Source organism: Desulfovibrio sp. MES5 (assembly GCF_002237645.1).
GTDB lineage: Bacteria > Desulfobacterota > Desulfovibrionia > Desulfovibrionales > Desulfovibrionaceae > Desulfovibrio.
On the sequence record NZ_MJUZ01000029.1, the window covers coordinates 1 to 26798 of the forward strand.

General features: G+C 53.7%; 23 protein-coding genes, 1 tRNA gene, 1 other RNA gene and 1 pseudogene. 6 read left to right on the forward strand and 20 right to left on the reverse strand.

Annotation, left to right across the window (positions count from 1 at the left end; all coding sequences use genetic code 11):
- Positions 1–68: 68 nt before the first annotated feature.
- The gene (locus BCS36_RS08740) at positions 69–1913 is read right to left on the reverse strand and encodes a MobA/MobL family protein (RefSeq protein WP_291302516.1); all 1845 of its coding nucleotides are present in this window, start codon (positions 1911–1913) and stop codon (positions 69–71) included.
- A 181-nt stretch (positions 1914–2094) separates the two neighbouring features.
- Here BCS36_RS08740 and BCS36_RS08745 point away from each other — a divergent pair, with 181 nt between their 5' ends.
- A complete protein-coding gene (locus tag BCS36_RS08745) occupies positions 2095–2448 on the forward strand; it encodes a hypothetical protein (protein WP_291302517.1) in 354 nt (117 codons plus the stop codon).
- A gap of 21 nt (positions 2449–2469) precedes the next feature.
- Here the strand turns inward: BCS36_RS08745 and BCS36_RS08750 are convergent, their stop codons facing one another.
- Complete coding sequence (locus BCS36_RS08750; RefSeq protein ID WP_291302518.1) at positions 2470–3252, reverse strand: hypothetical protein; 783 nt, start codon at positions 3250–3252, stop codon at positions 2470–2472.
- Positions 3253–3356: 104 nt separating this feature from the next.
- Complete coding sequence (locus tag BCS36_RS08755; RefSeq protein ID WP_291302519.1) at positions 3357–3542, reverse strand: hypothetical protein; 186 nt, start codon at positions 3540–3542, stop codon at positions 3357–3359.
- 13 nt (positions 3543–3555) lie between these two features.
- Between BCS36_RS08755 and BCS36_RS08760 the strand changes: the two genes are divergently transcribed.
- Complete coding sequence (locus BCS36_RS08760; protein WP_291302520.1) at positions 3556–4758, forward strand: tyrosine-type recombinase/integrase; 1203 nt, start codon at positions 3556–3558, stop codon at positions 4756–4758.
- A gap of 197 nt (positions 4759–4955) precedes the next feature.
- Here the strand turns inward: BCS36_RS08760 and BCS36_RS08765 are convergent.
- The 15 genes from BCS36_RS08765 to BCS36_RS08835 form a co-directional block, all read right to left on the reverse strand.
- Positions 4956–5032 (reverse strand) — tRNA-Glu (locus BCS36_RS08765).
- Positions 5033–5479: 447 nt separating this feature from the next.
- Positions 5480–7306 (reverse strand): flagellar hook protein FlgE, encoded by a 1827-nt coding sequence (locus BCS36_RS08770; protein WP_291302521.1) that lies wholly within the window; start codon positions 7304–7306, stop codon positions 5480–5482.
- Between the two features lie 90 nt (positions 7307–7396).
- Complete coding sequence (locus tag BCS36_RS08775) at positions 7397–8359, reverse strand: flagellar hook assembly protein FlgD (RefSeq protein WP_291302522.1); 963 nt, start codon at positions 8357–8359, stop codon at positions 7397–7399.
- A 26-nt stretch (positions 8360–8385) separates the two neighbouring features.
- Positions 8386–10254: a flagellar hook-length control protein FliK gene (locus tag BCS36_RS08780; RefSeq protein WP_291302523.1), complete on the reverse strand. Its 1869-nt coding sequence runs from the start codon at positions 10252–10254 to the stop codon at positions 8386–8388.
- Positions 10255–10425: 171 nt separating this feature from the next.
- Complete coding sequence (locus BCS36_RS08785) at positions 10426–11850, reverse strand: glycosyltransferase family 9 protein (protein WP_291302524.1); 1425 nt, start codon at positions 11848–11850, stop codon at positions 10426–10428.
- Complete coding sequence (locus BCS36_RS08790; RefSeq protein WP_291302525.1) at positions 11847–13616, reverse strand: DUF3880 domain-containing protein; 1770 nt, start codon at positions 13614–13616, stop codon at positions 11847–11849. Before BCS36_RS08790 ends, BCS36_RS08785 begins: the two co-directional genes overlap by 4 nt.
- Positions 13613–14749, reverse strand: a complete 1137-nt coding sequence (locus BCS36_RS08795) for a FapA family protein (protein WP_291302526.1) — start codon at positions 14747–14749, stop codon at positions 13613–13615. Before BCS36_RS08795 ends, BCS36_RS08790 begins: the two co-directional genes overlap by 4 nt.
- A 38-nt stretch (positions 14750–14787) precedes the next feature.
- Positions 14788–15141, reverse strand: a complete 354-nt coding sequence (locus BCS36_RS08800; RefSeq protein ID WP_291302527.1) for an STAS domain-containing protein — start codon at positions 15139–15141, stop codon at positions 14788–14790.
- 26 nt (positions 15142–15167) lie between these two features.
- Positions 15168–15650, reverse strand: a complete 483-nt coding sequence (gene dtd / locus BCS36_RS08805; RefSeq protein ID WP_291302528.1) for a D-aminoacyl-tRNA deacylase — start codon at positions 15648–15650, stop codon at positions 15168–15170.
- Positions 15650–17413, reverse strand: a complete 1764-nt coding sequence (locus tag BCS36_RS08810; protein WP_291302529.1) for a long-chain fatty acid--CoA ligase — start codon at positions 17411–17413, stop codon at positions 15650–15652. Before BCS36_RS08810 ends, dtd begins: the two co-directional genes overlap by 1 nt.
- Positions 17414–17429: 16 nt before the next feature.
- The gene (gene ispD, locus BCS36_RS08815; protein WP_291302538.1) at positions 17430–18653 is read right to left on the reverse strand and encodes a 2-C-methyl-D-erythritol 4-phosphate cytidylyltransferase; all 1224 of its coding nucleotides are present in this window, start codon (positions 18651–18653) and stop codon (positions 17430–17432) included.
- A 56-nt stretch (positions 18654–18709) separates the two neighbouring features.
- Positions 18710–19069: RNase P RNA component class A (gene rnpB, locus BCS36_RS08820), an RNA gene on the reverse strand.
- Positions 19070–19168: 99 nt separating this feature from the next.
- Positions 19169–19945 carry a C4-type zinc ribbon domain-containing protein gene (locus BCS36_RS08825; RefSeq protein ID WP_291302530.1) on the reverse strand — a complete coding sequence of 259 codons (777 nt, stop codon included), beginning with the start codon at positions 19943–19945 and terminating at the stop codon, positions 19169–19171.
- 21 nt (positions 19946–19966) lie between these two features.
- A complete protein-coding gene (locus tag BCS36_RS08830; protein ID WP_291302531.1) occupies positions 19967–20758 on the reverse strand; it encodes a Nif3-like dinuclear metal center hexameric protein in 792 nt (263 codons plus the stop codon).
- A gap of 458 nt (positions 20759–21216) precedes the next feature.
- Entirely contained in the window at positions 21217–21684 is a 468-nt protein-coding gene (locus tag BCS36_RS08835) for a nucleoside deaminase (RefSeq protein ID WP_291302532.1), read from the reverse strand.
- Positions 21685–21803: 119 nt separating this feature from the next.
- Here BCS36_RS08835 and BCS36_RS08840 point away from each other — a divergent pair, with 119 nt between their 5' ends.
- From BCS36_RS08840 to BCS36_RS08850, 3 genes are all read left to right on the forward strand, one after another.
- Positions 21804–22007, forward strand: coding sequence for a hypothetical protein (locus tag BCS36_RS08840; protein ID WP_291302533.1), 204 nt, complete (start codon positions 21804–21806; stop codon positions 22005–22007).
- 317 nt (positions 22008–22324) lie between these two features.
- Complete coding sequence (gene dcuS, locus BCS36_RS08845) at positions 22325–23938, forward strand: DcuS/MalK family sensor histidine kinase (protein WP_291302534.1); 1614 nt, start codon at positions 22325–22327, stop codon at positions 23936–23938.
- Positions 23935–24609: a response regulator gene (locus BCS36_RS08850; RefSeq protein WP_291302535.1), complete on the forward strand. Its 675-nt coding sequence runs from the start codon at positions 23935–23937 to the stop codon at positions 24607–24609. The genes dcuS and BCS36_RS08850 overlap by 4 nt, the downstream gene beginning before the upstream one ends.
- 482 nt (positions 24610–25091) lie before the next feature.
- On the opposite strand, the gene BCS36_RS08855 is transcribed toward BCS36_RS08850, so the two are convergent.
- Positions 25092–25430: a hypothetical protein gene (locus BCS36_RS08855; protein WP_291302536.1), complete on the reverse strand. Its 339-nt coding sequence runs from the start codon at positions 25428–25430 to the stop codon at positions 25092–25094.
- Between the two features lie 452 nt (positions 25431–25882).
- Here BCS36_RS08855 and BCS36_RS08860 point away from each other — a divergent pair, with 452 nt between their 5' ends.
- A complete protein-coding gene (locus tag BCS36_RS08860; RefSeq protein WP_291302537.1) occupies positions 25883–26371 on the forward strand; it encodes a hypothetical protein in 489 nt (162 codons plus the stop codon).
- Between the two features lie 294 nt (positions 26372–26665).
- Here BCS36_RS08860 and BCS36_RS08865 read toward each other — a convergent pair.
- A pseudogene (locus BCS36_RS08865) lies at positions 26666–26798 on the reverse strand (IS481 family transposase); the annotation flags it as partial.

Consider the following 26798-nt stretch of genomic DNA (forward strand, 5'->3'; position numbering starts at 1 on the left):
AGCGAACACCAGGACCATGCTCCACGCGGATGTCTACCCGACCTTCCGCCGTGTCCAGTTCAACAGCCTCAACAAACCAGGGCTCGGTCAGCCCGAGAATCCGAAAATATAGGTCCGTATCCTTCATTGGTGCCCTCCGGGAAGGACATTAGCAGATCAGCTACCCACGGAAAACCCGGAAGAACCATACTTTGTTCTTCTGGTGTCCTGGCGCTGAAAACTTTCAGAATGCGGGAAAATTCTGAAACCGTTACCTGTGGGAACATCGACTGGACTTTGATGTGCGCGTTATGAAGCCGTGAAAGGATGCTCAATGGAACTGGCTCCTGCACGGCTTTGGCAACAATAAGCTCCCATAATTTTTTGTGCCATGCTTCATTGTTGGCAGATATGGGCATGGTTGCAGATTCTAGATATCCACGAACGCGGGCTGCCCCATGCCTCTTTCCTGCTTCTTCTTGCCTGTATTTATGAAGGTTTTCAACTCTGAAGGCCATTTCTGCAAAAACAGGCGCAAGCGCACACGTCAGTCTCGATAGCGGGGCAGACACAATGTCTGTAAGATTCGCGCTTGGCAGCACGATCTTTGGGCAAGTGCGAAGCCAAAGGTCACTGCTTTTATTTTGCAGCCGCAGAGCCTCTGTTTCCAGTGTCGCCATAAGCGGCGTAATTCCTTGGACTACGACATCGACAAGGCCACTTGTGGGCAGTTTGAGCGATACTTTGCCCCTGCGGCTTTCATGTTTCAAAATACTGTATGAGAGTCGCAGGGTTTCCAGTTCAAGGGCTGAAACGGCAGCAAGCAATTTGGGGATTATGAGGTCGGAGACTCCTTTGCCTCCGATGCTATCAACGTTTCCAGTTGAGTCATGCGCAAGTTCATAGAAGTCAGCTGGTTGCTCACTTTCATGATGGCATCTACCACTGTTTTCAGGTTGGGCTTCTCCAGGGAAGGCAGATCGATCTCGCCCACCGTACCCGAGGCTATCTCGTCCATGGTTCCCATGAGCATCTTTGCTTCCTTGAGCAGGTTGTCCATAGTTATGCGCATCTGGAGCATTTTTTGCGTGATCTCTATTTGTTCCTTCTTGATCGCCCCCCATTCCTCTAGTTGCGATTTTTCCAAAGCTGCTATGCGGATTTGCAGTTTCTTGAAATTTTCTTCTGTCATGATGTAATACCTCATTTACGGTTTCAATGTTTTTGTTGTATTCTTTTGGACAGCCAAGAATGCGGTCTTGACTGGAATGCCGCCAGACGCCTTCATGTTTTTGTGGGATTTCTTGTATTCCACGCCGTAGGTATGAGCGGTGATCAACCCGTTCGGGTGCCCCTGCCGTTTCCAATGCTGTATTGACCATATTTGCCCATTGAGCCCTCAGAATTTCAACCGGCGCAATACGTTGTTTAAGTTCGCGCTGTGCGCTGATAGGGTCAAGGGCAATGGCTTTTTTTCCAAAAGAGCCATCAGGCATAACAGTGCAAGCAGTAATGGCCAGATGAAAATGTGGATTTGAAGAATACGGTTTGTGTGAAGTGACCTGTACAGCAACGCCATAGGTATCACTAAGCCAATGCCCGTATTGTAGCATAAGTTCATGGTTCTTGTCAGGCGACAGTTCCACAGGCAGGGCCAGACTGGCCGTCCTTGCTGGCACTGAGTTTCCACGTTTGTAATGCGCTTCAAGGTTGGCCCAGAATTGCTGATATTCAGGAATGTTGACAGTCTCGGCTTTGGGCAGCAAAAGGTGGGTCTGGCCCAGTTCACTTTTCTTATACCGATAATTGTGCCATTCACCAGTGCGCGGGTCACGGATGCTGCTGGCGGTCTGGTATGCCACACGCGCCACAATGCTCTGTCCTTTGTTTCGCTGGACAGGTTTGATGTTCAGATGAATATTACCTTGCAGCATATGGGTGTCCTGCTGTATTTTTTTCTTCTATCGCCTATGGCGATATGTCTTGGCCTCGCAGAGCGCACTTGCAGTCGTAGCGAAGCGGAGACTGCTCTAAGTGCGCCGTGGGGCGTAGCCCCCCCACGGGATTTCTTCTATGGTAATGAACTTTTTTTAAAAAAGGAGCGTTTTTGCAGGTATGAATACCATCAAGAGTAGAAAGATGAGCCTTGAAGAAAAATTGGAACATCTTAAGCAGCAGGAATTGCTTATTGCCGCGAAAAGAGAGGCCGTAGAGAAACGGCTTACCGACCAGGCGCGCAAAGAGAGAACCCGCGCCTTTGTATGCATGGGAGCCATGATTGATAAACTTATGGCAATGGATACGGAGTTGAAAAAAAGGATTTTAGCCGAATCTCTGAAGGAAAATATCAATAACAGACGCGGCATGGGTCGCTACTGGAGTGACTTCATGCCTCCTGAAGAAGAACTTGCAAAAATGAAAAGGAAGAAGAAGCAGCAGGAGCCCACAGAAGCGGGCTCGGAAGAATAAATGTGCTGCTGTCGTTATTGGTTATTTTTCATCAAGCTGGAATGAAAAATGCCAAAGATTTTTATCGATGGGCGGGCTTGTTCCTGCCCGTTTTTCATTATCACGGGCCTCTTGATAAAAACGCAACGCGCCATCCACAAATCCGTACCAGCTGTTACGAAATTGCCCACCATCAAAGATAGTCCTAACCATTGAGAGGTCTTCCAAATCTATCCTCTGGCTGTTCATGGGGATAGAATGATAACAAAGTGGTGCCCACAACCATGCTACATCCTTGAATCGCGGCCAGATATTGTTTTGGATGTTATCCAAAGACAATGTGAAGGGAAATCTATGTTCCGTTTCGTCCCTCAAATTATAAAATTGTTTAATGATAAGATTAATGACTTCTTTGAGAGGTTTTTCAATAACGGTGTGGAGAAAATAAATGCCCCCACAGAATTGACCTTGTGAAACTCGCTCTTCGAGTGAGCCTTTACCGTTTTCAGAAAATCCTTTCCAGCGGGAATACTGCAAAAAATTTGTCCTGGAACCGTATAGATAACGCGGCAACTCAATAAATTCAATTGAGCTTTTTTCTTGAAGCTCAATTTCCATCACTTCCATCTCTGAAATGAGAAAAGCCATTTCTTGTGCCACATAGCCCATAAAATCTTCCGGGTCACGGGGAAAGAGCATGGCAGCAGCCGTCAAGCCAAGATGCAGCTTGCAGCGCAGAGGGAAAGCATCTTTACCTTGTAATACTTTTTCGGGAAAAGGAATAATGCGTCGTTGATGTATTTCAAAAATTGGTACATGTGACATCTTCTATCTCCATCTCTGGATACCATCCAGAGTTGCTGAAAGTCTTCCTGTCTTCCACCCATGCGTTATAGTGGCCCTTATTGTCCACAACAAGGGCCGCCATGTCAAAATTTCTTGAAGAACACCTGGGACATCGTATCCCCACAAAAGAACTTGCCCACTGGCTTGATCTTGACGTTGACGCCGTTCGCCGCCACTATGAGGCATTCGGTGGGATACGGCCCATTCCTGGTGGCAGGATTCTGTTCTTTGAGCGCAATGTGGTGGATGCCTTGCGAGGTTCCAATCATGGCATCAAAGATTATGAAAGACGGACGTGTCCGGTGGAAGGGGCGGGTTCAGAAACTGGGCCAGATTCGGCAGAAACTGTTCGACACCAGGGCAGCAGCCCTGGAATGGGAGGCAGAAGAGCGGAAAACAAACTGGGAGGCCACGACAGATACGGTCTGCTCCCTGAAGAATTGGGCAGAAAAGTATCTGGATCATGCAGCCAAGTACGACAGGAAGACCTTCAACGAAAAGCGCCAGGCACTGAGAAAGCTATTTGCCGCCACAACCGGCAAAGGCAAGGCAGCGCAGCTGATTGTGAATCCATTGTCTCCTGTGGCAAGCCTGACGCCGGGCAAGGTTCTTGCGGCGCTTCGGGTGCAGTTTGAAACCCGCAGCGGCAATGCCGCCAACAAGGATCGTAAAAATCTTGTGGCGGCCTGGAATTGGGGAATCAAGTATTTGGGTTTGCCCACCCCCAATCCCTGCCTTGTGGACAGATTCCCGGAAAAGCGACATCCGCGTTATGTCCCTGCCGAGGAAGACTTCTGGAAGGTTTTTGCCCAAACACAGGGACAGGACAGGGTTATGCTGCTTTGTTATCTCCACCTGGGAGCCAGGCGCAGTGAAATCTTCCGGCTATGCTGGGAAGATGTGGACTTCGGCAACAGTCGAATCCGCCTGTATACCAAGAAAAGGCGTGATGGTTCGCTGGAGTATGACTGGCTGCCCATGACCGGTGAACTGGCTGAAGCCCTGAATTGGTGGTGGGACAACCGCACATTCAAAGACAGCACCTATGTCTTCATCTGCGAACAGGACGGTGGATTCTGTCGGGAGCAGTACGGCAAGCCCTTCAAGGAGCGTATGCAGCTCATGAAGCGGCTTTGTGAACGGGCCAAGGTCAAACCCTTCGGCTTTCATGCTATCCGGCACCTGACTGCCTCCATCCTGTATAAGATGGGACAGCCCGTAAGTGTGATTCAGGCCATTTTGCGGCACAAAAGCCCCAATACCACGGCAATCTATTTACGGACACTGGGGCTTGAAGAGACACGCGGAGCCTTGGAAGGTCTGGCAGCCCGTTTTGCGGGCCACGGCCTTGAACCTGATCCTGCCGGAAACGGTTCTGGAAACGGTTGCGGCAAGGTGCTTTCCTTCACTGCTAAAGGCAGTACACAGGAAAAAACGCCCATACCTTCTTCTCAGGTGGTAGTTCGCCGTAAGCGAACAGCTTGAAGGGGCACAATAATCCCACTTGGGGATTGGGAACGTCCGTAACTGCTTGCCCTACAAAGCGTTGCGGAAGGGGGAAAAGAAGGAGTGTTTGAGGCCGGAAATGACAGTTCAGAAATTGTAGTTTTTTCAAACCGTTTCTGTAACCGTTTCCGCATGAAAAAAGGGTTACACCTTTTGATGTAACCCATTATTTTCATTGGCGTCCCCAAGGGGATTTGAACCCCTGTCGACGGCGTGAAAGGCCGTTGTCCTGGGCCGGCTAGACGATGGGGACGCGCTGTGAGGTGTTCTTTTAAGGGAAAAAATGGCAAAGTGTCAAGCAGAATTTTATAATTTTTTTCGTCATGTTACACAAAGCGCTGCCAAGGGCTGGCATGCGGGGGCACATCGCCTCAAACGGGCCTACAGTGAGGGCGATTTCACTTTGAAGCTGCTTTGGAAAATGCTAGCAGGCGGCTGATCTCAGGGCGTAAATGCGGGGTATCCGCATTATTGCACGTCGAGGCGGGGGGCTCCTCTCTGAGGGTATGCACTCTCAAAGGCAATCTGCAGATAAAAATTCGCTGTAGAGCACTGGCCTGGGCTTGATACAAAAAGGCGTCGACCAAAATGGCCGACGCCTGCACGGAAAGAAAGGGCACAGCGCTATCCCCAACGCCGTGGAGGGTTCGGCTTTTGACTGCCTTGAGCCGACCCTCCATCCCTTCAAACAGATTACCTGCTATCTCTTCATGCCAATAACGGTTTCCAGCATGGTGTCTACGGTTGTAATGCCCTTGGAGTTTGCCTGGAAGCCACGCTGGGTTGAAATCATTTGCACGAATTCTGTAGTCATATCCACATTGGATTGTTCGATGTTGTAGGCCCGTGTCGTGCCAAATCCATTGTCGCCCGCCACACCCAGACGCGGTTCGCCAGAATCATTTGTAGCAGAGAAGAGGTTGCCGCCTTCGCGGTACAAGCCCTGGTAATTCTGGAAATCGTACATGGCGATCTGATACAGGGGCAAGGTTTTGCCGTTGGAATAGACACCGTGAACGACACCGGAGTTATCTATGCTTACGTTGCTCAATGTGCCTGAAGCATAGCCATCCTGAGTGCGGTTTTGTACTGTATAGGATGTAGTATTGGCCACACTGGCGTATTCCTGACGTTGCGCGTTGCCCATAATGGGAACATTGGAATAGTCAACATACGGGGGAGGCGTCGTGGCTGGCGGAGTAGGACTGTGCACCGCCAGATCGGCAAGTGATGTCGTATTATTCGTCCACGTAGGTGTACCCATGCTTTTGAGGCCGAAATCCAGTTCTGTAATGTAATTCTGCACCTGGCTTACAGGAGTCCCCCCGCCGTTAGACAGGGTTTCGCTCACACTGTTGGCCAAGGGCTGTCCCGTGAAGTTGGCGGAAAAGACCGGCAGGCCGTTGCTGGACACCTTGGTTGGCTGCCAGGAAGATTTGAGTGAAGGATCCACGGCCACCTGGTCGTTGGCGGCAGGCGTTTCCGTAGCGCCATAGGTGTAGGCGGTCTGGTTGACCAGCTGGCCACTGGCGTTAAAGATCATGACGCCGCTCATGAGCACACCCGCATTCTTGTTGGTGCCAGCCGTGGGGTCGTTGTAAAACTTGGTCGGCTCAGTAGTCCAGGTGTTGGTGGCCTCATTGTAGCCTGTGCCGCCAAAGCTGCGGTTGTCTTGTGAAGGGGGAATGGTGACCAGATATTCATACACAGTGTATCCGGCGGGCAAACCCTTGATGTTGTATATGGTATTGCCGTTGGAATCGGTCTTGGTGGTGTCAACTTGATCATAGTAAACGGTCATCGTATGGGTGCCGCCGCCTTCATCATAGACGTCAATGCTGGACTGCGTGGCATAGGCGGTATCGGCCATTGGCGGATTGCTTGTTCCATCCCACAGGTCGAAGAGCGCGGTCATGGGGCTGGTGGAGCTTGTGGTGCGATCACCGGTGCCATCATTGGTCAGGCCCATAGTAAAGGTCACGTTGGTGGTCTGCTGTGGAACGATATTCCAGCTGTCCAGCACGATGTCAGTGGGAGTTCCTGAGCCAACATAAGCCGACTTACTCAGCTTGTCGCTGCCAAGATTGGTCGCGCCGTTATTGAAAGTCAGCTTCTTTTCGTTGTTTACCTTCCAGCCTTGCAGCAAATAGCCTTCAGGGTTCTGGAGTTCACGGCTTTTGTTGAAATAAAAGTCGCCAGCGCGTGAGTAATACATTTGCTCACTATTGGGCTTGCGCACCTGGAAGAACCCGTTGCCGTCAATGGCAAGGTCAGTCGCTGAGTTGGTGGTTTCAAGCGACCCTTGCGAAAAATCGCCCAGGATGGCGTACACGCCAGCTCCTGCGCCGATCTGACTGGTGCCGCTGGTGGTGCCGATGCCCCTGTACAGATAATCGTTGAAGTCCATGCGCTGGCTCTTGAAGCCAAGAGTGCTCACGTTGGCTATATTGTTGCCGACCACGTTCATTTTTTGGCCGTGGGTGAGCAGACCTGAAACGCTTGTCCACATGCTGGCTGAAAGACCCATAACTTCCTCCGTGTCTTGGATAGGGGGATATTTTTTTTGAGCGGGCGCGGTGCTATGCGCTGCCAGGCTCATTGTGCCGATCTACTGTTGTTAAAGCACGTCGCTCAGACTGATGTTGCTGTTGGCTGCCACGTCGCTGGCTGCCGTCTTGATGGCCGCAGCGCTGCTGGCTGCCGCATTGCTGGCTGCCGTACTGATGGCCGCTGCACTGCTGGTTGCCGCATTGCTGACTGCCGTACTTATAGCTGCTGCACTGGATGCTACTGCATTTTTTGCGGTGGCAGTACTGTTGTCGGTATCAGTAGTGGTACCCGTACTTGTGCTGGGATCACTGCTGTCAGTTGCAGTTGTTGTCGCGGGCAGCATGACCTGGCGTACATTAGCAAGGGGCATGAGCTGGCCGCCCTCAAGGCCGAGGTAAACCACGCCGCTATCAGTCACAACGCCTGTTACCTTGGCGTCCACCACCTGGTCAGAAAGAACCGCGTCACCGTTGCTGTCGCGCAGTACAAGGTTGACCGTGTATACGCCGTCGCCTGCCACAGTGCCGTCAGTGTTCTTGCCGTTCCATAAAAATTCGTAAGTCGTACCCTTGTTCTTGGCGCTGAGTTCTTCAACGTAGACGGCATTGTTGTCGCCATCGCGAACCGTGATGGTTCCGCCAACGGTATTGTCCGCAGGAGAGTACCGGAAACGCGTGATGGTGGTTTCCTTGGTAGTCTCGTCGGTAGTCTTGCCGATGGAGTTGCCCGAAATCGTCACCTGCTTGCCTATGTAGGAAGTGGCGTTGATCATCTGCTGATTGTTGGTGGCAGTTGTAAGGCTTTCCATGCTCGTATTGAGGTTCATGAGCTGCTCAAGACTGGAGAATTGCGCCATCTGGGCAATAAATTCCTTATCTTCCATCGGGTTCAAGGGATCCTGATACTTGAACTGCGTCACCAGCAAAAGCATAAAGGAGTCCTTGTCCAGATTACTTCCCTTCTGTTTGCTCAGGGCGGTATTGAACTCATTGTTGGTCTGGTTCAGTGACGTTGTTATGCTGCTGGCCATGGCTTGTTCCTCACGCTCGGCTGTTTTTACGCCACCACATTTAATGAACGGGTGGCATATCTTGCCGCATGGGCAGAAGAATGCACAGGCTGTTCCAAAGTGGTGTCTTCAAAATTATTTGAAGAATTTCGCATTGTTGAAAGTTTTTTCAACCTCGCAAGTTCTTCGCGCCGGGCATCTTCTTCCTGCCAGGAGTTGTGTTGATCCAGGTTTTGCCAGGCATTTTCGTCCTGCTGGCGGGAGTTCAGCTGCACCTCCACCTTGTCGACTTTAAGCCCCTGCTGTTCAAGGTTGGTGCGGATGGCTTCAAGCTGGCGGGTGACAATCTCGGCTGTTTCAGTTTTTTCGGAGCGAATGGTCGCGCTGACTTCGCCGTTGCGCAGGCTGAGGCTGAGGGTGATGGCTCCCAGTTCCTGCGGGTGCAGTTGCAGGTCGAGGCGCGTCGTGCCGTTGCGGGAGCTTGAAAGCAGACCCTGCTCAACCTGCTGCCCAACATATCTTGCCAGGGGTGCGGGCTGAGAAACGGCTTCCGGTTGCTCAACGGCGGTGGTGAGATTTTGGATCATTGAGGCCGCAGCCTGATTGTCCTGCCGCATGGTGAAAAGGGGACTTGTTTCAACTTTGCGGGTGAGTTCATTCCAGGATGAGTCACGCCCTGTTTCTGAATTGGCGTCCTGACGGCTGTCGCCTGCATGACGGCGGCCTGTATCGTTTTGGCGCTCATCAGGCGTGCGTGTCAGGGGGGTGTCCTCGGATCGTCTGTTGGTGGTCCCTTGAGTGTTGGACGCCTGCTCCCTGTTGGACGAAGCCTTGGAAAGCCCTGTGTCGGCAGTGGCTTTTGCGTCTTGACTGCCTGCATGGCCAATGCCCGCGCTCTGACTGCCGTCAAGCTTTCTGCTTATGGCGTCGCTCTGGCGCAGTACGTTTTCGGCGTCAACGGTCCTTGCGCCTTCGTTGCCAGCGGCACTCAACGTTTCGTCCAGCATCTGACGGCTGTTTTTGGATACCGTTTTGCTGATGAGAACCTTGCTTTGCTGGGCTTCTTTAATGCGCAGGGCGGTTGCCTGACGTTCTTTTTCCGTACGGGCGCGGGCTTTGCTGACAAGGGGTTGCAAAGTCGTTTGCAAGGCGGCGTCCAGCTGCTTTTGAGCGCTCTTCTGTTCATTGAAAAAGCCGCTCGCTGGAGCCATGAGAGTGGAAAATTGCCCCACAAGAAGATTAACGCTGCTGTTGCCGCCAAAACTGTTGGCCAGCGTTTGCAGATTTGAGGAGTCAAGCCCAAGCCCGCGCCCGAAGGCAAGCGCTTCCGTTGCGCTAACCTCAAGAACAGTGGTGGCGTCCATCTGCGAAATAAAAGCATAGACAGTGCCGAGCGCAGCTTCTCCTTTGCCTTCGGCCATGAGTTGCTGCACCCGTGCATCCAGAATGCCTGAAGAGTCTATTTTTTTCAGCAGCGACGTGATCTGGGCCTTGTCGTCATCACTGAGTTGGGGCGCGCCGTTCAAGGTCTGCAAGCTGGCCATAATCTGAGAAAGCGTTGCGCCGTCGGGCTGTCCTGCCAGGGCATCAAGCTTTTTCAGGGCATTTTCTGGCGCTCCAGCCTTCACAAGGTCGTAACGCAACTGCACCAGCTCCTGCTTGGTGAAGCACACCTCATCCAGCGTATACGTTACGCCGTCTGTGGTGGCGCGGCTGTAGGGGCTTTGCACCTTGGGCGTAGCGGCTGCGGGTTGATTTTCCTCAAGCGCTGAACTTACTGAAACATTTTCACCCTGTTGCATACTGTCGATAGCGTCATGCACGGAAGCGAAAAAGTCCGCAAAGGAAGAGTTTTCCTTGCTGCTGCTGATGAGGGCATCAAATGATCCGGCGCTTGTGGGAATAATCTGCATCATGCACTCCTTGATGGCCATCCCATTCAAAGAGTGTTCCAAAATAAAAATATAATTATATAGATATGTTATGATTTATGGGATTTGGCGGAGAAGGCAAGTATTGCCGGGATCGGGAAGAAAAAAAGGGCAAGCCGAAAAAACTGGCGCATGCTGGCGGGAAAGGAAAGGTTTTCAGGGCAAGCGGCTGAAAAAAGAGCTGATTTCGTCCAGAGTTTTCAGTGCGGCGTTCCAGGCATGGGAGGAATAGTCATCATTTTGCAAGCGCATATGAATGTAACCGGCAAAAAGACGTATGACGGGCGGTTGGGAACGCCAGAAGCCCCCCGGCAAGCCTGATCTGGACATCCTGAGATGTTGCGCACATTGGCCGCACAGCGCGGCAAGGGCCATGGCAATGCTTTTCGTCACACGAGGAAAGGCGGCATGCAGTTTTTCGAGCCTCTGTACCAGTAAAACGCGCTGGTCGGGGTCATAGAGAAAAAGAAAGACAGCCTGCCAGAAGTCTTCCAACAGGGGGCGGCAGCTTGTTTCTGCCGGGTCATCCAGCCGTTCAAGGCTGTGCAGCCCCAGAGCGTCACGACCCGTACGTGACAGGGCCAATCCTGGCGGCACAGCCGGACGCCCGGAAGACTGCAACAGACTCAGAATCAGAGCCGCCACACCGGGAGGCGTGAAAGCCTGCTTGCAATAAAGCTGGTTGCGGTGGCACTGCCAGCAGCCGACGCAGCTCATGGCTGCTCGCAAAATGTACTGACCCGGCGATGATGGGCCTGTTTCCCGGGCGTGTACCGGCCCCATTGAGAGGTTAAGTATTGGTACGCCTGTCATGTCCGCCAGATGCATAGGACCTGTGTCAGGGGTGACACAGAGATCCAGAGTGCGCATGAGGGCCGCCAGATCTTTGAGAGACAGGCGACCGCACAGGTCAGCGCCGTGCAGTCCGGCTTTACGGGCCACTTCGCGCCCCATTTCCTGCTCTGCCGGGCCGCCAAGAAGCAGCGGCAGGGCGCCCTCTACGGCCAGACGGCGCGCCAGTCTTGCCCAAAAATCAACGTCTGGCCGTTTGGCCGCTTCGCTCGCGCCAAGCACCAGTCCAACGCGTCGTGTGCCGGCAGCCTTTGCCCTTGGGTGCGGTACACCTGACAGGTCGGGATGTGGAAAAAGATCCAGCAGGTGCAGGTCAGCCCAGTGAAATGCATTGTTCCAGTTATTTTGTGTCAGGGCGGCCCGGTACAACTGCCAGTAGCCGCGGACATGCTGATTGCTGAAAGCGTCGGATGCGCTGTTTTTTGCCAGATGTTCCGGCCCAAGCTTGCGGCCCGCCTCGAGTCGCGCCTGGCAGTCCAGAGCCTGCGGGCGGCTGCTCAGGTTGATGGCCAGTTCATAATGGCGCTCGGCCAATGCCTTGCAATGCGTTGGCGGAAAAAAAACCACTTTGGGCAATAGAGGCATGAGCCCCTGAAAAAACTGCGGTTCGGCTGCAACCCACAGTTCATGCTTCGGGTGATGTCGCAGCAGATGTATAAGCAGGGGGACAGTAAGAATCAGGTCCCCCATCCGGTGCATCTGAAGGACAAGTATGGGGTCTGCGCTCATGCGCGCTCCCTGTGGCTCGGAGGAGTCTTGGCGGCAGGGGTTCCGTATACCTGACGCATGTGTTGCAGCAGCGTCTGCAGGCGGTGGGCCCAGGTATGGCAGGCCAGAACTCGCGTGCGGGCCCGCAGGGCGACGGTCTGGCGTTCGGTGTGGTTGGCCAGATAGTGCCGCGCCAGATGCGGCGCTTCATCAGGGTCACGGTAGCAGATCATTTCATGCGGTTCAAAGAGCTGCTCCATCTGGGGTCGCCAGTCAGTAAGAACAAAGGCTCCGGCGGCAGGCACATCAAAAATTCTCTGGTTTACCGCCCCTTTCATCTGTTTGCTGGTACAGTTGAAATTCACCAGCGAGCGGCAATAAAAGCGCGGCAGGTCAGTATAGTAACTCAGCGCATCCAGATAGCGCGGCTGGACAGGCTCGTGCCTGAATTCCGCCTTCCACCCGTCATCACCCACAATAAGAGGTTTCAGCGGCAAAAGGCGGCGCACGCAGCCATTGCGATACAGGCGCGTGGCTTGCCAGGTGACGGCGGTTTCATAAGCAAGTCTTGCCTCATTATTCGGCAGGGCTTCATATTGGGCAAATACCTGAGGAAAGGCATCACGCAGAAAGTCGGCCACAGAGCGCTGCTCGCTCTCCATAAAAGCCTGCGAAACCTTGTTGAAGGGGAGCAGCAGGGCACGGGGAAAGCGCCCGTGCTTCAGGCGGCCGCCCACTTTGTAAACCATTGAATTTCCCACAAAGGAAATATCCGCCTGCCATGCAGCAGGCGCGTCTGCGCCATTGTCGGGATGAAAGCGCTCAGGGTCCGTGCCCAGAGGCAGATAGAAAACATGCTCAAAGCCTGAGGCCCGCAAGCTTTCGATATTGTCCGCATCCCAGGTGAACAGGATTGTCCAGGGGCTGACGCAACGCGAATACAGGTGGATGATAAGGTGGGGATTATCCACAAACCATGAGGCCAGGGGCAACTGAAGGCGGGCGAGCAGGTCCATGAGCACGCCTTCAACGTCCACGCCCATGTGATTCAGCGTGATGCAGCAGTCAGGGCGGAACGACACCACGGCTTCCAGCAATTGCTGCACAAAATCAGTGCAGGCCAGGGTGTCGTTCTTGATATGCACAAGTTTGTACTCAAGGCCAAGCCTGCGGCACGCTCCTTCTACCTCGCCCATGAGAAAATATTTGCTGGTGAGCAGAAGAACGCGCGGCTGCGTATTCGCAAATCGAGGCCCTGTGGCCCGGCTCCAGAAGTCGAAGCGGGCGCTGGCCGCAAGCTCTTTTTGCAGGCGGCCATAGTATATGCGATCAAGACGCAGATAGAAAGGAAGGGTCAGGGGCAACAGGCGCAAGTCGTCATGCTGCGCCTGCCAGTGGGTCAGCTGGCGCAAGGCCTCATCCACGTCAGTGGCGGAGACAAACTGCACCCTTTGGCGATCTTGTGGGGGCAGGGCGGCAATAGCTCCACTAATTTTTTGGATTTCAACTTCTTTTTCAACAACTGCCACAGGGCCCGCACAGCGTTCCAACAAGAGCCGCAGGGCATGCCCCATGCCACAGCCGAGGAGCACAGGCAGGGCGTCTTGCAACTGTTCGTCCGACAGCGCCTGGATGATGGCGGCTTCTCGTTCCGGGCCGCCCGGTGAAAGCATGGCAAAGCTGCGGGAGCCGATGACGGCTTCCACGTCAACAGGAGCGGCATCGGGGGCGGCGTTCTCGCCACAGGGGAAGATTGCGCGAAACGAATATTGGTCTGGCAGGCTCATTGAGGCTCGCCCAGATGAGAGTGCTGCAAATGCTCGATGATGATTTCATGCTCAACCAGACGGCACACCACCTTGTCGTAGATGCTGTCGATGGTGAGGAAGGCGCGCCCGATGGAAAGTTCCACGCCAGGGTAGACGCGCCCCGGCACCAGCAGGCGACAGTTGTGCATATAGTTTTCGTCCAGAGAGAGACGAGCCCAGAGATCGTTGCGTCGCTTGATGAGCTGCTGGCGCTGTGCCCGAAGAGCCTGCAGTTTGCGGCTCGTTTCATTGGTTTCGGGCGGCAAATGTCCGGCAACGGCATTGAGGTGGGTAATGGTCTGTGACTGCTGGGCGATGATGCTGTCGATTTTTTCCAGCTGGCGGATGCTTAGCGGGTCGTAGCCGAGGTACACCTTGGTAGGAATGCCTGCCTTGTTGCCAAGCTGTTTGCCGACATAAACGCTGCCGTAGGCGTTGATGATGCCCCCGTAGGCAAGCTCACGGACGACTATGCTGGCTCCGGCATACACAGTGGAATAAAGGCAGCTTTTGTCAATAACGATATTGTCGCGGGCGCGGGCTTCCACTTTTTCCAGAAACGGGGAGAGCAGCTTACCCCCGGCATCCACCAGACTGTGCTGCCCTGCGCCGCCCCGCACGCCGCCGTCGATCATGAGATTACGCCGGGCGCGCACAACGCCCCCTTCCACCATGCCCATTATGCGCACATTGTTGGCCTGGACGGAAAAACCGGCCCGCACGGAGCCGTGAATGGCCATGTCGCCCACAAAGAAAATATTGCCTGTCTGAAAGCTGATGTCCTGACGGACATTGAGCAGACACTTTACGGTGATTTTGCCGTCAAGATAGAATACGTAACCATTGGCGGCAGCAAGCAGATAATTGGGATACTGGGGATCGACGCGGGTGTTGGGGCCAGCCGGAAACTTGTGCCTGTCGAGCATAAAGCGAGGGTCGGGATCCGGCCCGGCGTCTTCAAGCGGGATGATTTCCGCCAGCACCTGACCGTCGATAGCGTTCTGGACATACCCCAGGCTATAGACGTCAGAAGAACCATTCTCTCCGCCCGGTTTGAGGTGGAGGTGGTCAAAATCGGGATTGAAGTAATGCCGCAGATAGTATTGCACCATGCACCATCCGTAAAGCCTGTAAGCATGCGCCCGGGCGGTCAGTCCGCAGCGTCGGGAATATAGCCCTTCAATTCCTCTTCGCTGTCAAAAGAGGGAAAAAAACCCTCAATTTCCACTTTTTTCAAAAGCTCCGCCACGTGGGGCGCTGGCGTCAGGAGAACCAGTCTTCTGCCGTGCCCCCGGCTCTTGGTGCTGGCGCTTACAAGCACTCCCAGCCCTGAAGAGTCCACCTTGTCAACGTGGCTCAGATCCAGAATGACCTGTTTGATGCCCGGGGCCAGAAGGTATGCTTCCAGTTGGCGGCTGAACTGGGGAACATCAGGCAAGAGCATGTCGCCCAGATAGCGCAGAACCGTGACGTTTTTATGAGACTCCGCTTGTAGGGTAAACACAGGCTGCCCTCCAGGCTACGCGGGCGTCAACTGGCAAAAAGATTTGCCGAATCAAGCCATATGGTGACAGGTCCCCAGTTGCACAGGCGTACCGCCATATCGGCACCGAAGATGCCTGAAGATACGCTGACGGCACAAGATTCGTCAACCATCTTCACAAAATAGTCAAACATGGGCTTTGCCCAGTCGGGATTTCCCGCATCGATAAAGGATGGGCGTCGACCTTTGCGGCAGTCTGCGTACAGGGTGAACTGGGGGACAAGAAGAAGCTGGCCGCCAAATTCTTCAAGAGAAGTATGAAATTTGTTGGCAAGTTCACCCTGGCCGGGAAAAATACGCAAGCCCAGCAGTTTATGGGCCATGCCCTGAAATGCCGGTCTTGTGTTGAAATCAGGCCCGTCTTCCTGCCCAAAGCCCACCAGAGCCATAATGCCAGGGCCGATGGCCGCCACCTGGCGGCCATCAACGCTGACGGAAGCTTCCGTTACTCTTTGGGCCAGAATACGCATCAGGAATGTCCCATGGGTTCTTCGCCGGCTCCAGCCGCGCTTGCCGCTGCGCCGTTTTGCGCCTTGCGTTGCTTGCGTTTGGCAAGCTTGGCTTCTTCCTCTTCGCGCAAGGCGCGCCGGAGTACTTTGCCCACAATGGTTTTGGGCAGTTCCTTGCGGAACTCCACAAGACGCGGCACCTTGTATCCGGCCAGCTTCTGGCGGCACCAGGCGATGATGTCAGCCTTGGTGAGTTCTTCCCCTTCCTGGGGCACAACATAGGCCTTGAGCACTTCACCGCGAATATCGTCGCGTATGCCCACGCTCACCGCTTCCTGAACCTTGGGGTGTTCCAGCAGCACTTCATCCACCTCGCGGGGGTAAACGTTGTAACCGCTGACAATAACCATGTCCTTCTTTCTGTCCACAATGTAAAAATAGCCGTCTTCGTCCATAGTGGCCAGGTCGCCGGTATAGAGCCATCCGTTGCGCAGGGCGCTGGCCGATTCGTCGGGCCGCCGCCAATAGCCGCTCATGATCTGCGGGCCCGAGACGATAAGCTCGCCCATCTTGCCGGGGGGCAGGGTCAGGGAGCCGCCTTCCATATCCACGATGCGGGCGTCAGTGCCGGGCAGGGGCATGCCGATGGAGTTGGGCTTCTGCCCCTGTCTGCCCAAGGGGTTGCAGTGGGTGATGGGCGAAGCTTCGGTGAGTCCATAACCTTCAAGAATGGACGCGCCGGTGGTTTCCTGAAACTGGCGGAATATTTCTCTTGGCAGCGGCGCCGAGCCGGACACGCATATCTTGATGCTGCGCAGGTCGAACTGGGCCAGATTCTTCTGCTGCAAAAGTGAAATGTACACGGAAGGCGCGCCGGGGAAAATGCTTGGCTTATGCTTGGCTATGAGGCGCAGCACGTCCTGCGGCACATACCTGGGCAGCGGCAGGGTGGTGGCGGCCAGAGCAATGGGAATAATAAGCCCGGTCGTAAGGCCATACACATGAAAAAAGGGCAGAAGAGATATGAAGGTATGGTGGTCTTCAGCCTTGACGTTGATGATGTCCAGCACCTGGCGACAATTGGTGCCCAGGTTGGAATGCGTCAGTGTGACGCCCTTGGGCAGGCCAGTGGTGCCGCCCGTGTACTGGAGCATGATCGGGTCATGCATGGGGTCGGCGATGGGGGCTGAATAGCGCTCCGCACCCTTGAACAGTTTTTTCCACTCAAAAACGCTTTTGCCGTCGTAGGGGATGGGCGTTTTTTTGCTGCGGGTCTTTTTAAGGCGATACAGCCAGTTAAGGGGAAAAGACAGCGCATCGGCCGCGCCGGTTATGATAAAATTGCGCAAGGGCAGGCGGTCACGCAGGGCGGAAACGCGCGGCCAGAGCATGTCGAGCATGACGATATGTTCCGCCCCGGAATCCTGCATGTTGGCCATGATCTCTTTTTCCATATACAATGGATTGGTCATGACCACCACTGCCCCGGCCTTGATAATGCCCCAAAAGGCGATCACGGTCTGCGGCATGTTGGGCATCATGAGGGCGACGCGCTGGCCGGTCTTCACGCCAAGGCGCTTGAGCGCGCCCGCGAAAAGTTCGGCGGATTCGTGTAGTTTTTTGTATGAAATTCGTGTGTTATGAAAAATGATCGCCGGGCGGTTGGGGTACTTGTCCGCGGCTTCGTCCAGCATGGCGTACAGGGGCTTGTCCCAGGGTTCGGTAATGCGGGGGACAAAGGCGTCATAGTGGGCAAACCAGGGGCGGTGCAATTCTGTGTTCATGGCGATCCTTATGGAATCAGATGTCGCGTTGCAATGAAGAAGGCGGCACAAGAGCGGGGCAGTCTTCTGCCCACGCGGTAACAGCGGCATATGCCTTGATGCCCTCGGCGCGGCCCGTAAAGCCCAGTCCCTCCTCGGTGCTGGCTTTAAGATTGACGCAGGCGGGCGGTAGAGCCAGCAGGCGAGCGATATTTTTTCTGATCTCTTCGCGGTATGGCGCGAGGCGCGGCGTCTGGGCAACAACTGTCAGATCCGCGTGGCACAGGCGCACGCCTGCCTGACGCGCCATGTCCAGGGCCTGGTCCAGCAGAAGTGCTGAAGAAATATTGTCGAAACGGGGGTCTTTGTCGGGGAAGTGCTGGCCGATATCGCCCAGACCCGCGCAGCCAAGCACGGCATCGGTAAGGGCATGGAGGAGGACATCGCCGTCAGAGTGGGCCACAACCTCGGGGCCTGAGGGAATGAGAATTCCCCCCAGCCGCATGGGTCGGCCTGGGCCGTAACGATGCACATCATAGCCCATGCCGGTACATGGACGCGGCAGGGCAGGAACGTCGCGCAAAAGGGCCAGATCGTCGGGATTGGTAATTTTCACGTTGGCAGCCTCGCCTTCAACCACATGAACTTTGTGTCCCAGAGCCTCAAGCAGCGAGGCGTCATCTGTGACGCTCAAGCCGGTTTCCCGGGCATGGGCATGCGCCTGGCGCAAAAGGTCGGAAGAAAAGCCCTGCGGCGTTTGAACAGCCATAAGAGTCTGGCGCGGCAAGGTTCCTGTGACAAGACCGTCAGCGACGGTCTTGATGGTGTCCGTCACGGGCAGGGCCGGGATAACCCCGCAGGCGCCGCGCTGCAAAGCCTCCCAAACGCGTCGCACCAGAGCGGGCGTCAGGAAAGGACGCGCCGCGTCGTGGATAAGCACATGACGGGCGTCTGCGGGCAACACGGACAGGGCGTTCCGTACGGAATCCTGCCGCATTTCACCGCCGACAGCCGTAAGCCAGGGAATGCCCAGGTCTTCGGCAGCGTGCAGCTCGCGCAGGCGCTCTTCGCATTCCATATGACCGTTTTGGGGAAAAACAAAAACAATGCCCGCAACTACCGCGCTGCGGCTCATGGCCCTGGCGGAGTGCCAGTACAGGGGCGCGCCCCGCCAGTGCAGAAACTGCTTGGCGCGTCCGCCAGCGGCGGCGGCAAGGCGGCTGCCCTGCCCGGCCGCCAGAAGTATAGCCCAGGGTTTGATCTGCCCTGGAAGGGGGATGGAACTTTCAGGCATGATTGAGCCTTTGGCTAACAGTATGCGGGAGTCGGACTGTAAGCCGGGTTCTGTCACAACGGTTGCCCGCGTGTGATCGTCATTCCTCTAGGAGTACGGTTGCCCGCACCCTCAAGCAACCTACCCGGAAGGCTGTGGCCGGGCCAGCCGCCTTCCCTATTTGGTCTTGCTCCGAACGGGGTATGCCGAGCATGCCGCGTCACCGCGGCATCTGGTGGTCTCTTACACCACCGTTTCACCCTTACCCGACCAAGGTCGGGCGGTTTGCTTTCTGTGGCGCTGTCCGAGGGTCGCCCCTCCTGGGTGTTACCCAGCGTCCTGCCCTGTGGAGCCCGGACTTTCCTCCCCGGGTTTTCACCCGCGGCGACGGTCTGTCCGACTCCCGCAATCTGGAGCTGCATGGGCGGCAAAGCACGCCGCAAGACCGGATCGCATGATCTTTAATCTGGAGCGGTCCGGTCCTGGCTCATGAGCCAAAAGTTTTAGTCAGTCAGCGTCTGTGGCTTGGGGGCGCATTGCGGCGCATCAGCCACGCTGAAGTGTTCGCACCAGAAAATGAGGCGCTGGCAATTGGGGCAGCTCAAAATCTGCTGGCCGCGCTGCAGCTCGATAAAGGACTGCGGCGGAACGGCAATGTGACAGCCAGAGCAGATGCCTTCTTTAACAGCCACAATAACGGGGTGCTCCAGGCGTTCGCGGATGAATTCGTAGCGCATGAAGACAGGCTGGGGAATGGCCTTGCTGACCTGGGCGCGTTTGGCATTGAGCTCGGTAAGTGCGGCGTTGCCTTTTTGCAGCTTTTCTTCAAGGCCGTCACGCTTCACTTCAAGTTCGGCCTTAATGGCCATATGGGTAAGGTCAATTTCGGCCAGCGCGTCTTTCTGGAACTGCAGTTCTTCCATGAGAGTCATTTTTTCTTCTTCACGGGAGCGGTTCACTTTTTCCATGCTGTCCATTTCGCGCATCATGGCATGGTATTCGCGCGTATTTTCAACCTGCATAAGCTTGTTTTTGCTTTTCTTGATGCGGGCGCTGTCATCGTCGATTTCAAGCGAAAGACGTTTTTGCTGTTCCTGAAGGTGGGTCAGCTTGTCCACAATATAGTTGCGTTGCGTTTCGCTGGCGCTGAAACGCTGTTCAAGCGAATCCAGTTCGCTGGGGGCACGCTCCATGTCCTGCCGTACTGAGTGGATGGCGTCATCAACTTTCTGCAGCTCAACAAGCTGCTTGATCTGTTCAAAGTAAACGGCATTATTCATTTATAAGATCCTCCTGAGGATTCATGACAGGGCAACGGTGCGGAACGGGGAAGCAGAAGGCACAAAGTGCACTGCAACCCCATGAGCCCGTTGCTGGAGCACGTGGCACATACGGCGCATCATTTCTTCTTCAAGGCTGTGGTGCCCCACATCAAGAAGCGGGATTTCAGCGTCCAGCGCAGTGTGGTATTTTACATCACCGGTAATGAACAACTGGGCTCCGGCCTTATGCGCCGCAGCCAGCAGTGATGAACCGGAACCGGTGCAGTATGCCAGCCGGTGTATTTTTCCGGGAGGCGGCCCGCTCAGGGTCGCTGTGGAAAGATCAAGAATGCTTTCAAGCGCGCGAATGATATGCTCGACAGTCTGGGGATGCGGCAGGTCGCCCGCAAGGCCATACCCCAGTATATGCCCGTCCGCGTCGGGAGGGGACACCGGTTCAAGCACGGTCAGATTGTCAAGCTTCAAATCTGTCGCCAGCCAGCCCGCAGGCCCCCGGGGGTTGACGTCCAGCGAGGTGTGGGCCGCATACAGGGGCACATCCGCGCGCAAGAGCAGGCGCAGCACTTCGTGGTATGCATCAAGCTTCGTCGGCAACGAGGGTTTGAGCGTTAAGGGGTGATGGCTCAGGATGAACTGTGCTCCAAGATCAAAGCTTTGCCTGATGGAGTGCGGCGTCGGGTCAAGGCAGACTGCGATGCTGCTGACCTCATGCCGCAAGGCTGCAACCTGAAGCCCGGAAATATCCCACGGGGCCGCTGCTTCCAGAGGCGCGATTTCTTCGATGGTATTAATTAATTCAGCTACTTGCATGTATGTGCTCCACCATAAAAAACGGCGCTTTCTTGCTGAGCAGAGAAAGCGCCAAAAATCACCGGCGTTAAAAGAAATTTGAGCGATACCGACAAGATAGTTTTATACCTACCAATTGGTGCGATGCCGTAATCCACAATAATAAAGGGATCGCACCGTCAGGCTTTGAATCTTCATTTCATAGTTCAAAAATAGGCGGCTGTCAAGATTGGTTGCGCCCAAAAGAGCACACGTTCAACTTGTTCGAGGTTGCCGCAGAACAGGAGGGGCAGCGCGTTGCCTGTCACTGGGAGTCAGTTTAGAGCATGCTGTCTTTGAAAAAGATTACATGCTCTAGCGCTGTACGCGAGTGCAGCGCCCGCAACGTGGGGTGGATTCTGTCAAAAATCGCATTTTGGACAGAATGGCTGCTCCAGAACATGAAGCATTTAAAAGTTACCCTGATTTAGTCAGCGAAATCAGTATGCTGTCTTGTCTGCACTGGACAGCCATGTAGCGAATGTATTGCATGCGTCTTCACAGCGCAGTTGTTCGATAGGCAGTTTTCTTTCTGTCAGATCTCTTGATAATTCCTGGTAAATGGCCGCATCATCAAAGCCGGCGGCTGCCGCATCTTCGCGTGTATTGCAAAAATATATTTTTTCAATGCGTGCCCACCAGATGGCGCTGAGGCACATGGGGCAGGGTTCGCAACTGGCAAAGACTACCGCGCCCGAGAGGTCAAAGGTTGCAAGTTTGTGGCAGGCCTCGCGGATAGCCACAACTTCGGCATGGGCGGTAGGATCATTGAGGGGGACAACTCTGTTCATGCCCTCGCCAATTATTTTTCCGTCTTTCACAATGACCGCGCCAAAAGGCCCCCCGCCAAGCTGCATGCTTTCTTTGGAAAGCTCGATTGCTCTTTTCATGAAGCGTGTATTTTCCATTGGAATCCTCTTTTGTAATCAGACAATATCGGGTTTACCAAAAGTTGGCCCAAATTGGTCTACATGGCAAGCCGGAGTTGGCCGTTGCGGCCACCTGGCTTCTGCGTTAGAAACAGTGAATGAGTATGCGCAGTTTCTTTCGAATATTCCGTGATCTTTTTTTGCCGCAACCGCGCAATGCCTGCCCGCACTGTGGTGGTGTACGCTGCATAGGGGTTTGCCAGTTTGATAAGAAAGAAGAGGAGAAAAGTTCTTCAGCACCAGAAATTAATGGAGAATGTCACGGTGGTTCCGTTGTAACGACAAAAAATGATATCAAATAACGTGAAAAAGGATATGTTGCCCTGTTAACCAGCACTATTATAATTGTTTTTATTTTATAGCGTTATGAAGGTCATGAATTGCATCTCATCAGAAGATATAATAGATAAAAACAGTTTTGTATCAAAAATGGTTACAGTACTCCCTTCCTGATATTATGCTGCCTGACGCATCGGTTCCGCGTGAACGGATGCTTGGCGGCAGGATGCTCCGAATCATCTTTTGCAAAATCCCGTATATTTCCCCCGTCATCACCGTATCTACTCGGTTCTTTTGTCCGACAACCATATAATCACGGCAGTCGCCTGCATACGTACCGATGAGTTTTGTAAAAAATAACAGCCTGTTCATCAGGCTTGTAATGATGGTCAGTCTTGCCCTCTGCCCCCCCATACTTCTAAGCCATTTTGCAAGTTCATATTTTATCAGCAAATACGGCTTTGAGCAGGCGGAACAGACGGTCTCCAATGTGGCGCAACTTACCGCAGAATCTCCTGTTGTCATTGAAGGAATGCAGACTCCAAAAGGGGATGCCTGGGTTCAGATGATAGACTTTCTCCGCATGCTTACAAGCGTTTCCGGTGTAAAGTTTATTGTGCTCATAGATATGCATGGCAACCGTATTTATCACCCTGAGTTGCAAAAAATCGGCGCGCACATTGTTGGCGGGGATGAGGGTGAAGCCTTGCTGGGTAAAACCTATATTTCTTCCGCCCGCGGCACCTTCGGTTTTTCTCAACGGGCTTTCAGGCCCGTCTATAATGAAAGCGGTCAGCAGATCGGCGCCGTTGTGGTTGGCATCATGTCTCGTGAGATTGAAAAGAGCGTATCCCGGCTTACCAGTCCCATGACATGGCTGTTCAGCCTTTCGCTGGTCATTGGCCTTTTGTTGGCCGTTTTGCTGTCGCGCAAAATCAAAAAAATTCTTTTCGGCCTTGAGCCGGATCAGATCGCGCGTCTTCTTGAAGAGCGTAACGCCATCCTGAGTACAGTGCGCGAGGGCATTATCGCCATTAACAGGAATAACAGGCTTGTTGTCGTAAATGAAATGGCGGAGAGGATCCTTCGGTCCGCCGGAGTACAGGGAGAATTGTTGGGACGCCCTGTACAAGAAGTGGTGCCGTCAACGCGCCTTGATGCCATCCTTAAAGAAGGCAAGCCTGAATATGACCGTGAACAGAACATCAATGGACAGATCATTATGACCAATAGATCCCCCATTATTATACAGGGTAAAACCGTTGGAGCTGTTGCAACATTCAGGGATATGACAGAGATGCGCGCCCTTGCGGAGCGCATGACGGGTCTGAGCAATTATGCGGAGGCCTTGCGATCCCGCTCGCACGAATATCTGAACAAGCTGCACGTTATCTCGGGGCTGCTGCGCAACAGGCGTTATGAAGAGCTGGAAGAATATCTGTCGCAGATCATAGGCAGTAAAATACGCGAAACTTCCTCCATCAAGGTTAACGTGCAGGACCCGATTCTTGCCGGGCTTTTGGAAAGCAAGTTCAGCCGCGCCCACGAGCGCAATGTCACGCTGACCCTGGGCGGCAGCGGCGTTATTCCGCAGCTTTCACCCCACGGAGCGCACGCTCTTGTGACAATTTTGGGCAATCTGGTGGACAATGCCTTTGACGCTGTCAGCTTTACTCAGGAAAAGCATATTGATTTGTCCGTGCATTGCGAAAATGGCACCCTTGTAATCACCGTTGCGGATACCGGGCGGGGCATAGACGAAGAACACCTGCCGGAGATCTTCAGAAAAGGTTTTTCTACCAAGGGGGCGGGCAGAGGCATCGGCCTGTATATGCTGCTTTTAACGCTTGACGAGTTAGACGGCTCCATCGAAGTTGATTCTCATGCGGGACAGGGGACGTCCTTTACTGTGCATATTCCCCTGGCCATGCTCACCAATGGGGGGCAGGCATGATCCGCACAATAATTGTTGAAGACGACCCTATGGTAGCTGATCTTGCAGCCGGATATCTGGAGCGCATTGAAGGGTTCAGCCTTGATCATACCGCCAGATTGGCCGAAGATGGCCTGGAGCTGTTGCGTACCTGCCATGTGGACTTGGTGCTGCTGGACGTGTTCATGCCCGGTATGGATGGAATGGAACTGCTGCGTATTATCAAATCCCAGTTCTTTCATTCGGATGTCATCATGATCACGGCAGCCCAGAACAACGAAGATATTCTGCAGGCCTTGCGGCTTGGAGTGGCGGATTATATTGTCAAGCCCTTCACCTTCGAACGTTTTCGTGAGTCCATGTTGCAGTTTCAGGAAAAGCGCCGTCTGCTCATGTCGCCTGAAGTAGCCATGACTCAGGACATTCTGGACAGGCGTATATTCATAAAAAAGCCCAAGGGGGGCGCTGGCAGGCCCAAGGGGATTGATGCCCAAACCCTTGAAACCGTAGTGTCGGTATTGCAAAAACAGCCCGGCCTCTTCAGTCTCAAAGACATTGAGCGGGTAGCCGGAATTTCGCGTATTTCTTTAAAGAAGTATTTTGACTATCTGGCGGAAACGGGGCGGCTTGGCAGTTCCAAGGGCTACGGCGGTCAGGGCCGACCGGTGACCCTGTATAATTGGCTGGGTTGAGCACTGCCCTGAGGGACCCGTTGTGTCATTAAACCTGACTGCCGGGGGTGCAGCATGCGACGCATCGTAACCATGGCCTTTATTTTGACCCTCGCCCTGCTGGCGGCAACGCCCGGCATGACTGCCCAGGCGGGATGGCCAGCCTACAGGGGGAACGTAAAATCACGCATTTACCACAATAGTGGCTGCAAGTATTTCAATTGCAAGGCTTGCACTGTGCCGCTTGCATCCCCACAGGAAGCTAAAGCAAAGGGATTTCGGGCCTGCAAAGTGTGCGGCGGGTAGCCTGGGCATCAGGGAAAGCCAGCAGAAGACAATCCGCACAGCACCGTCGCCCATATGTCTTCAATGCTTTATGGCGCCGCAGGTCACTTGCGCGCAACCCGACAGAGTTTTTTCAGGCGAAGCTGTTAAATTATACGCTGCCGTGGACGGGATGCCTTTGAGTATCGCATGGTTTTTCATCAGCACATTGAACATGGCTACATTACAATCAATCCGGCGAACAGGAGGCAGACAAAGAGCCCTGCCAGCATAAATCCTGCCACGCTGGCAGAGATTGCCATGATAAATACGACGCCCCGATTTGCGGGCGGCACGGTTTTACCCTGGTTTCCGCGTTCCATTTTTTGCGTGCGTTTGTTTTGTTGAGTTGTAGTTCTTTTTTTGTGCTGTGTGCTTCGCCGCCGGGGAGGTGGCGCATGCTTACGTTTCTGTTGTTGCTGTGGCTTAACATCAGGGTATTCTTCTGACTGCGGAGGGGAAATGCATTCCCATAAATCTCTGGTCAAATACATACGTTCCTCTTCGGATAGAATCATGTATTTACCCCTTTAGGTCAGAATGCCTTTTGCGCAACGCTGCTTTGTTCCCCAGGCAATTTTCGTGTGTCGTGAGAAAGCCCATCCCCCATGGGGCAAGAACACGAAAAATTGGGCAAGGGCGGGTAGTTATGGAAGACACTCACCCGGATGGACAACATTTATACATGGGGTATGAAATGGCGTGGCAATGCGCTTTGTTGCCATTGCGCGGCCTCCTTGTTATCAAGACAATGCGGTTTTTTGTACGTGGCTTTTGGCTGCTGCTATCAAGGTCTTTTCATTTTGAAACGCTCGGCGCTGTGTGAACAGACGTCAGCCGTGATGGCGTAAGCGCAACCTATTGCGCGGAAAAGCGCCATAACGGATGTGGCTTGATCTTTAAGAATGCATATTCTCAAAGATAATTTGCTCTAGCTGCTGGTGATAAATATTTAGTCGAAAATTCGAATATGGTCAATCGAAAAGTAGAACAAAAAGAAATTTGCGAACGCCTGCGAGATCTGATCGCTTGGCGTAAACGTGTTGATGGCATGACACAAAATGATTTTGCGTTGCTGGTTGGCTCAAAGCCGACCACCTTTCTTGACTATCTTAAACCCAAGGGTCAGTCGAAAATTCGACTTGAACTTTTGAATAACATTGTGAGCGCCTTTCCCCAGGTGAACCGAGAATGGCTTTTTTGGGGAGAGGGCGAAATGTTGATGGCACAAGAGCAACGTCCCGCCTGCAGTCAGGTTTTGGGGGCAGACGCTGCAACCAGAGATGCTTTGCTGGAGAAGCTGCTTGCCAGAAATGAAGAGCTTCAGGATAAAATCCTTGGACTTACACGTGAAAATGCCTCGTTGAAAACGAGGATGGAATTTCTGGCGGATGAAGGTGAGCAGACACAAGCGCCCGGAGGCACGATTCACCCATCAGGTGAGGATACGGCAGAGTAAGGCAATTTTTTTTTTGATCAACCTCAATAGGCTATCGCCATCTTTCTTCATCTGTTCACAATCTGCTCGGCGCAGCTTTTTATGTTGCAAGCTTTCTTGAGTAGGCATTCTGCTGCATGCTGAGGACAGGCCCACATGCGTATATTCCCTTCCGTAAAAATTCAACGCGAGAACATCTTTTGCGGTTGAAATAGCGCGTCAAACCAAGATGGAAAAATTTGAAGAATAACATCTTGTGTACTAGTTTAGACTTGATCTGACAGTCACTCCGTTTTGACGGCGTTGCCTGTCCGATTAATTAAGCTGTCCGACCTTCTCTTGCCAGAGATTTTTTCCCTCAATGAGTGTTTGCATGGGCGTTCTGCCGCAGCACATTTTGCCTTGATGGGTTCTCTCTGTGTTGTAGTGGGCTATCCAGTCATCCAGG

Bases quoted from the DNA above. Each gene is read 5' to 3' on its own strand.
- BCS36_RS08825 (WP_291302530.1), bottom strand. From the start codon at position 19,945: ATGAATAATGCCGTTTACTTTGAACAGATCAAGCAGCTTGTTGAGCTG.
- BCS36_RS08810 (WP_291302529.1), bottom strand. From the start codon at position 17,413: ATGAACACAGAATTGCACCGCCCCTGGTTTGCCCACTATGACGCCTTT.
- BCS36_RS08860 (WP_291302537.1), top strand. From the start codon at position 25,883: ATGGTCAATCGAAAAGTAGAACAAAAAGAAATTTGCGAACGCCTGCGA.
- BCS36_RS08790 (WP_291302525.1), bottom strand. From the start codon at position 13,616: ATGAGCCTGCCAGACCAATATTCGTTTCGCGCAATCTTCCCCTGTGGC.
- BCS36_RS08780 (WP_291302523.1), bottom strand. From the start codon at position 10,254: ATGATGCAGATTATTCCCACAAGCGCCGGATCATTTGATGCCCTCATC.
- BCS36_RS08740 (WP_291302516.1), bottom strand. From the start codon at position 1,913: ATGCTGCAAGGTAATATTCATCTGAACATCAAACCTGTCCAGCGAAAC.
- BCS36_RS08785 (WP_291302524.1), bottom strand. From the start codon at position 11,850: ATGAGCGCAGACCCCATACTTGTCCTTCAGATGCACCGGATGGGGGAC.
- BCS36_RS08795 (WP_291302526.1), bottom strand. From the start codon at position 14,749: ATGGTGCAATACTATCTGCGGCATTACTTCAATCCCGATTTTGACCAC.
- BCS36_RS08830 (WP_291302531.1), bottom strand. From the start codon at position 20,758: ATGCAAGTAGCTGAATTAATTAATACCATCGAAGAAATCGCGCCTCTG.
- BCS36_RS08750 (WP_291302518.1), bottom strand. From the start codon at position 3,252: ATGTCACATGTACCAATTTTTGAAATACATCAACGACGCATTATTCCT.
- dcuS (WP_291302534.1), top strand. From the start codon at position 22,325: ATGAGTTTTGTAAAAAATAACAGCCTGTTCATCAGGCTTGTAATGATG.
- BCS36_RS08775 (WP_291302522.1), bottom strand. From the start codon at position 8,359: ATGGCCAGCAGCATAACAACGTCACTGAACCAGACCAACAATGAGTTC.
- BCS36_RS08745 (WP_291302517.1), top strand. From the start codon at position 2,095: ATGAATACCATCAAGAGTAGAAAGATGAGCCTTGAAGAAAAATTGGAA.
- BCS36_RS08840 (WP_291302533.1), top strand. From the start codon at position 21,804: ATGAGTATGCGCAGTTTCTTTCGAATATTCCGTGATCTTTTTTTGCCG.
- dtd (WP_291302528.1), bottom strand. From the start codon at position 15,650: ATGCGTATTCTGGCCCAAAGAGTAACGGAAGCTTCCGTCAGCGTTGAT.
- BCS36_RS08770 (WP_291302521.1), bottom strand. From the start codon at position 7,306: ATGGGTCTTTCAGCCAGCATGTGGACAAGCGTTTCAGGTCTGCTCACC.
- BCS36_RS08850 (WP_291302535.1), top strand. From the start codon at position 23,935: ATGATCCGCACAATAATTGTTGAAGACGACCCTATGGTAGCTGATCTT.
- BCS36_RS08855 (WP_291302536.1), bottom strand. From the start codon at position 25,430: ATGATTCTATCCGAAGAGGAACGTATGTATTTGACCAGAGATTTATGG.
- BCS36_RS08760 (WP_291302520.1), top strand. From the start codon at position 3,556: ATGAAAGACGGACGTGTCCGGTGGAAGGGGCGGGTTCAGAAACTGGGC.
- BCS36_RS08835 (WP_291302532.1), bottom strand. From the start codon at position 21,684: ATGGAAAATACACGCTTCATGAAAAGAGCAATCGAGCTTTCCAAAGAA.
- BCS36_RS08755 (WP_291302519.1), bottom strand. From the start codon at position 3,542: ATGATTGGAACCTCGCAAGGCATCCACCACATTGCGCTCAAAGAACAG.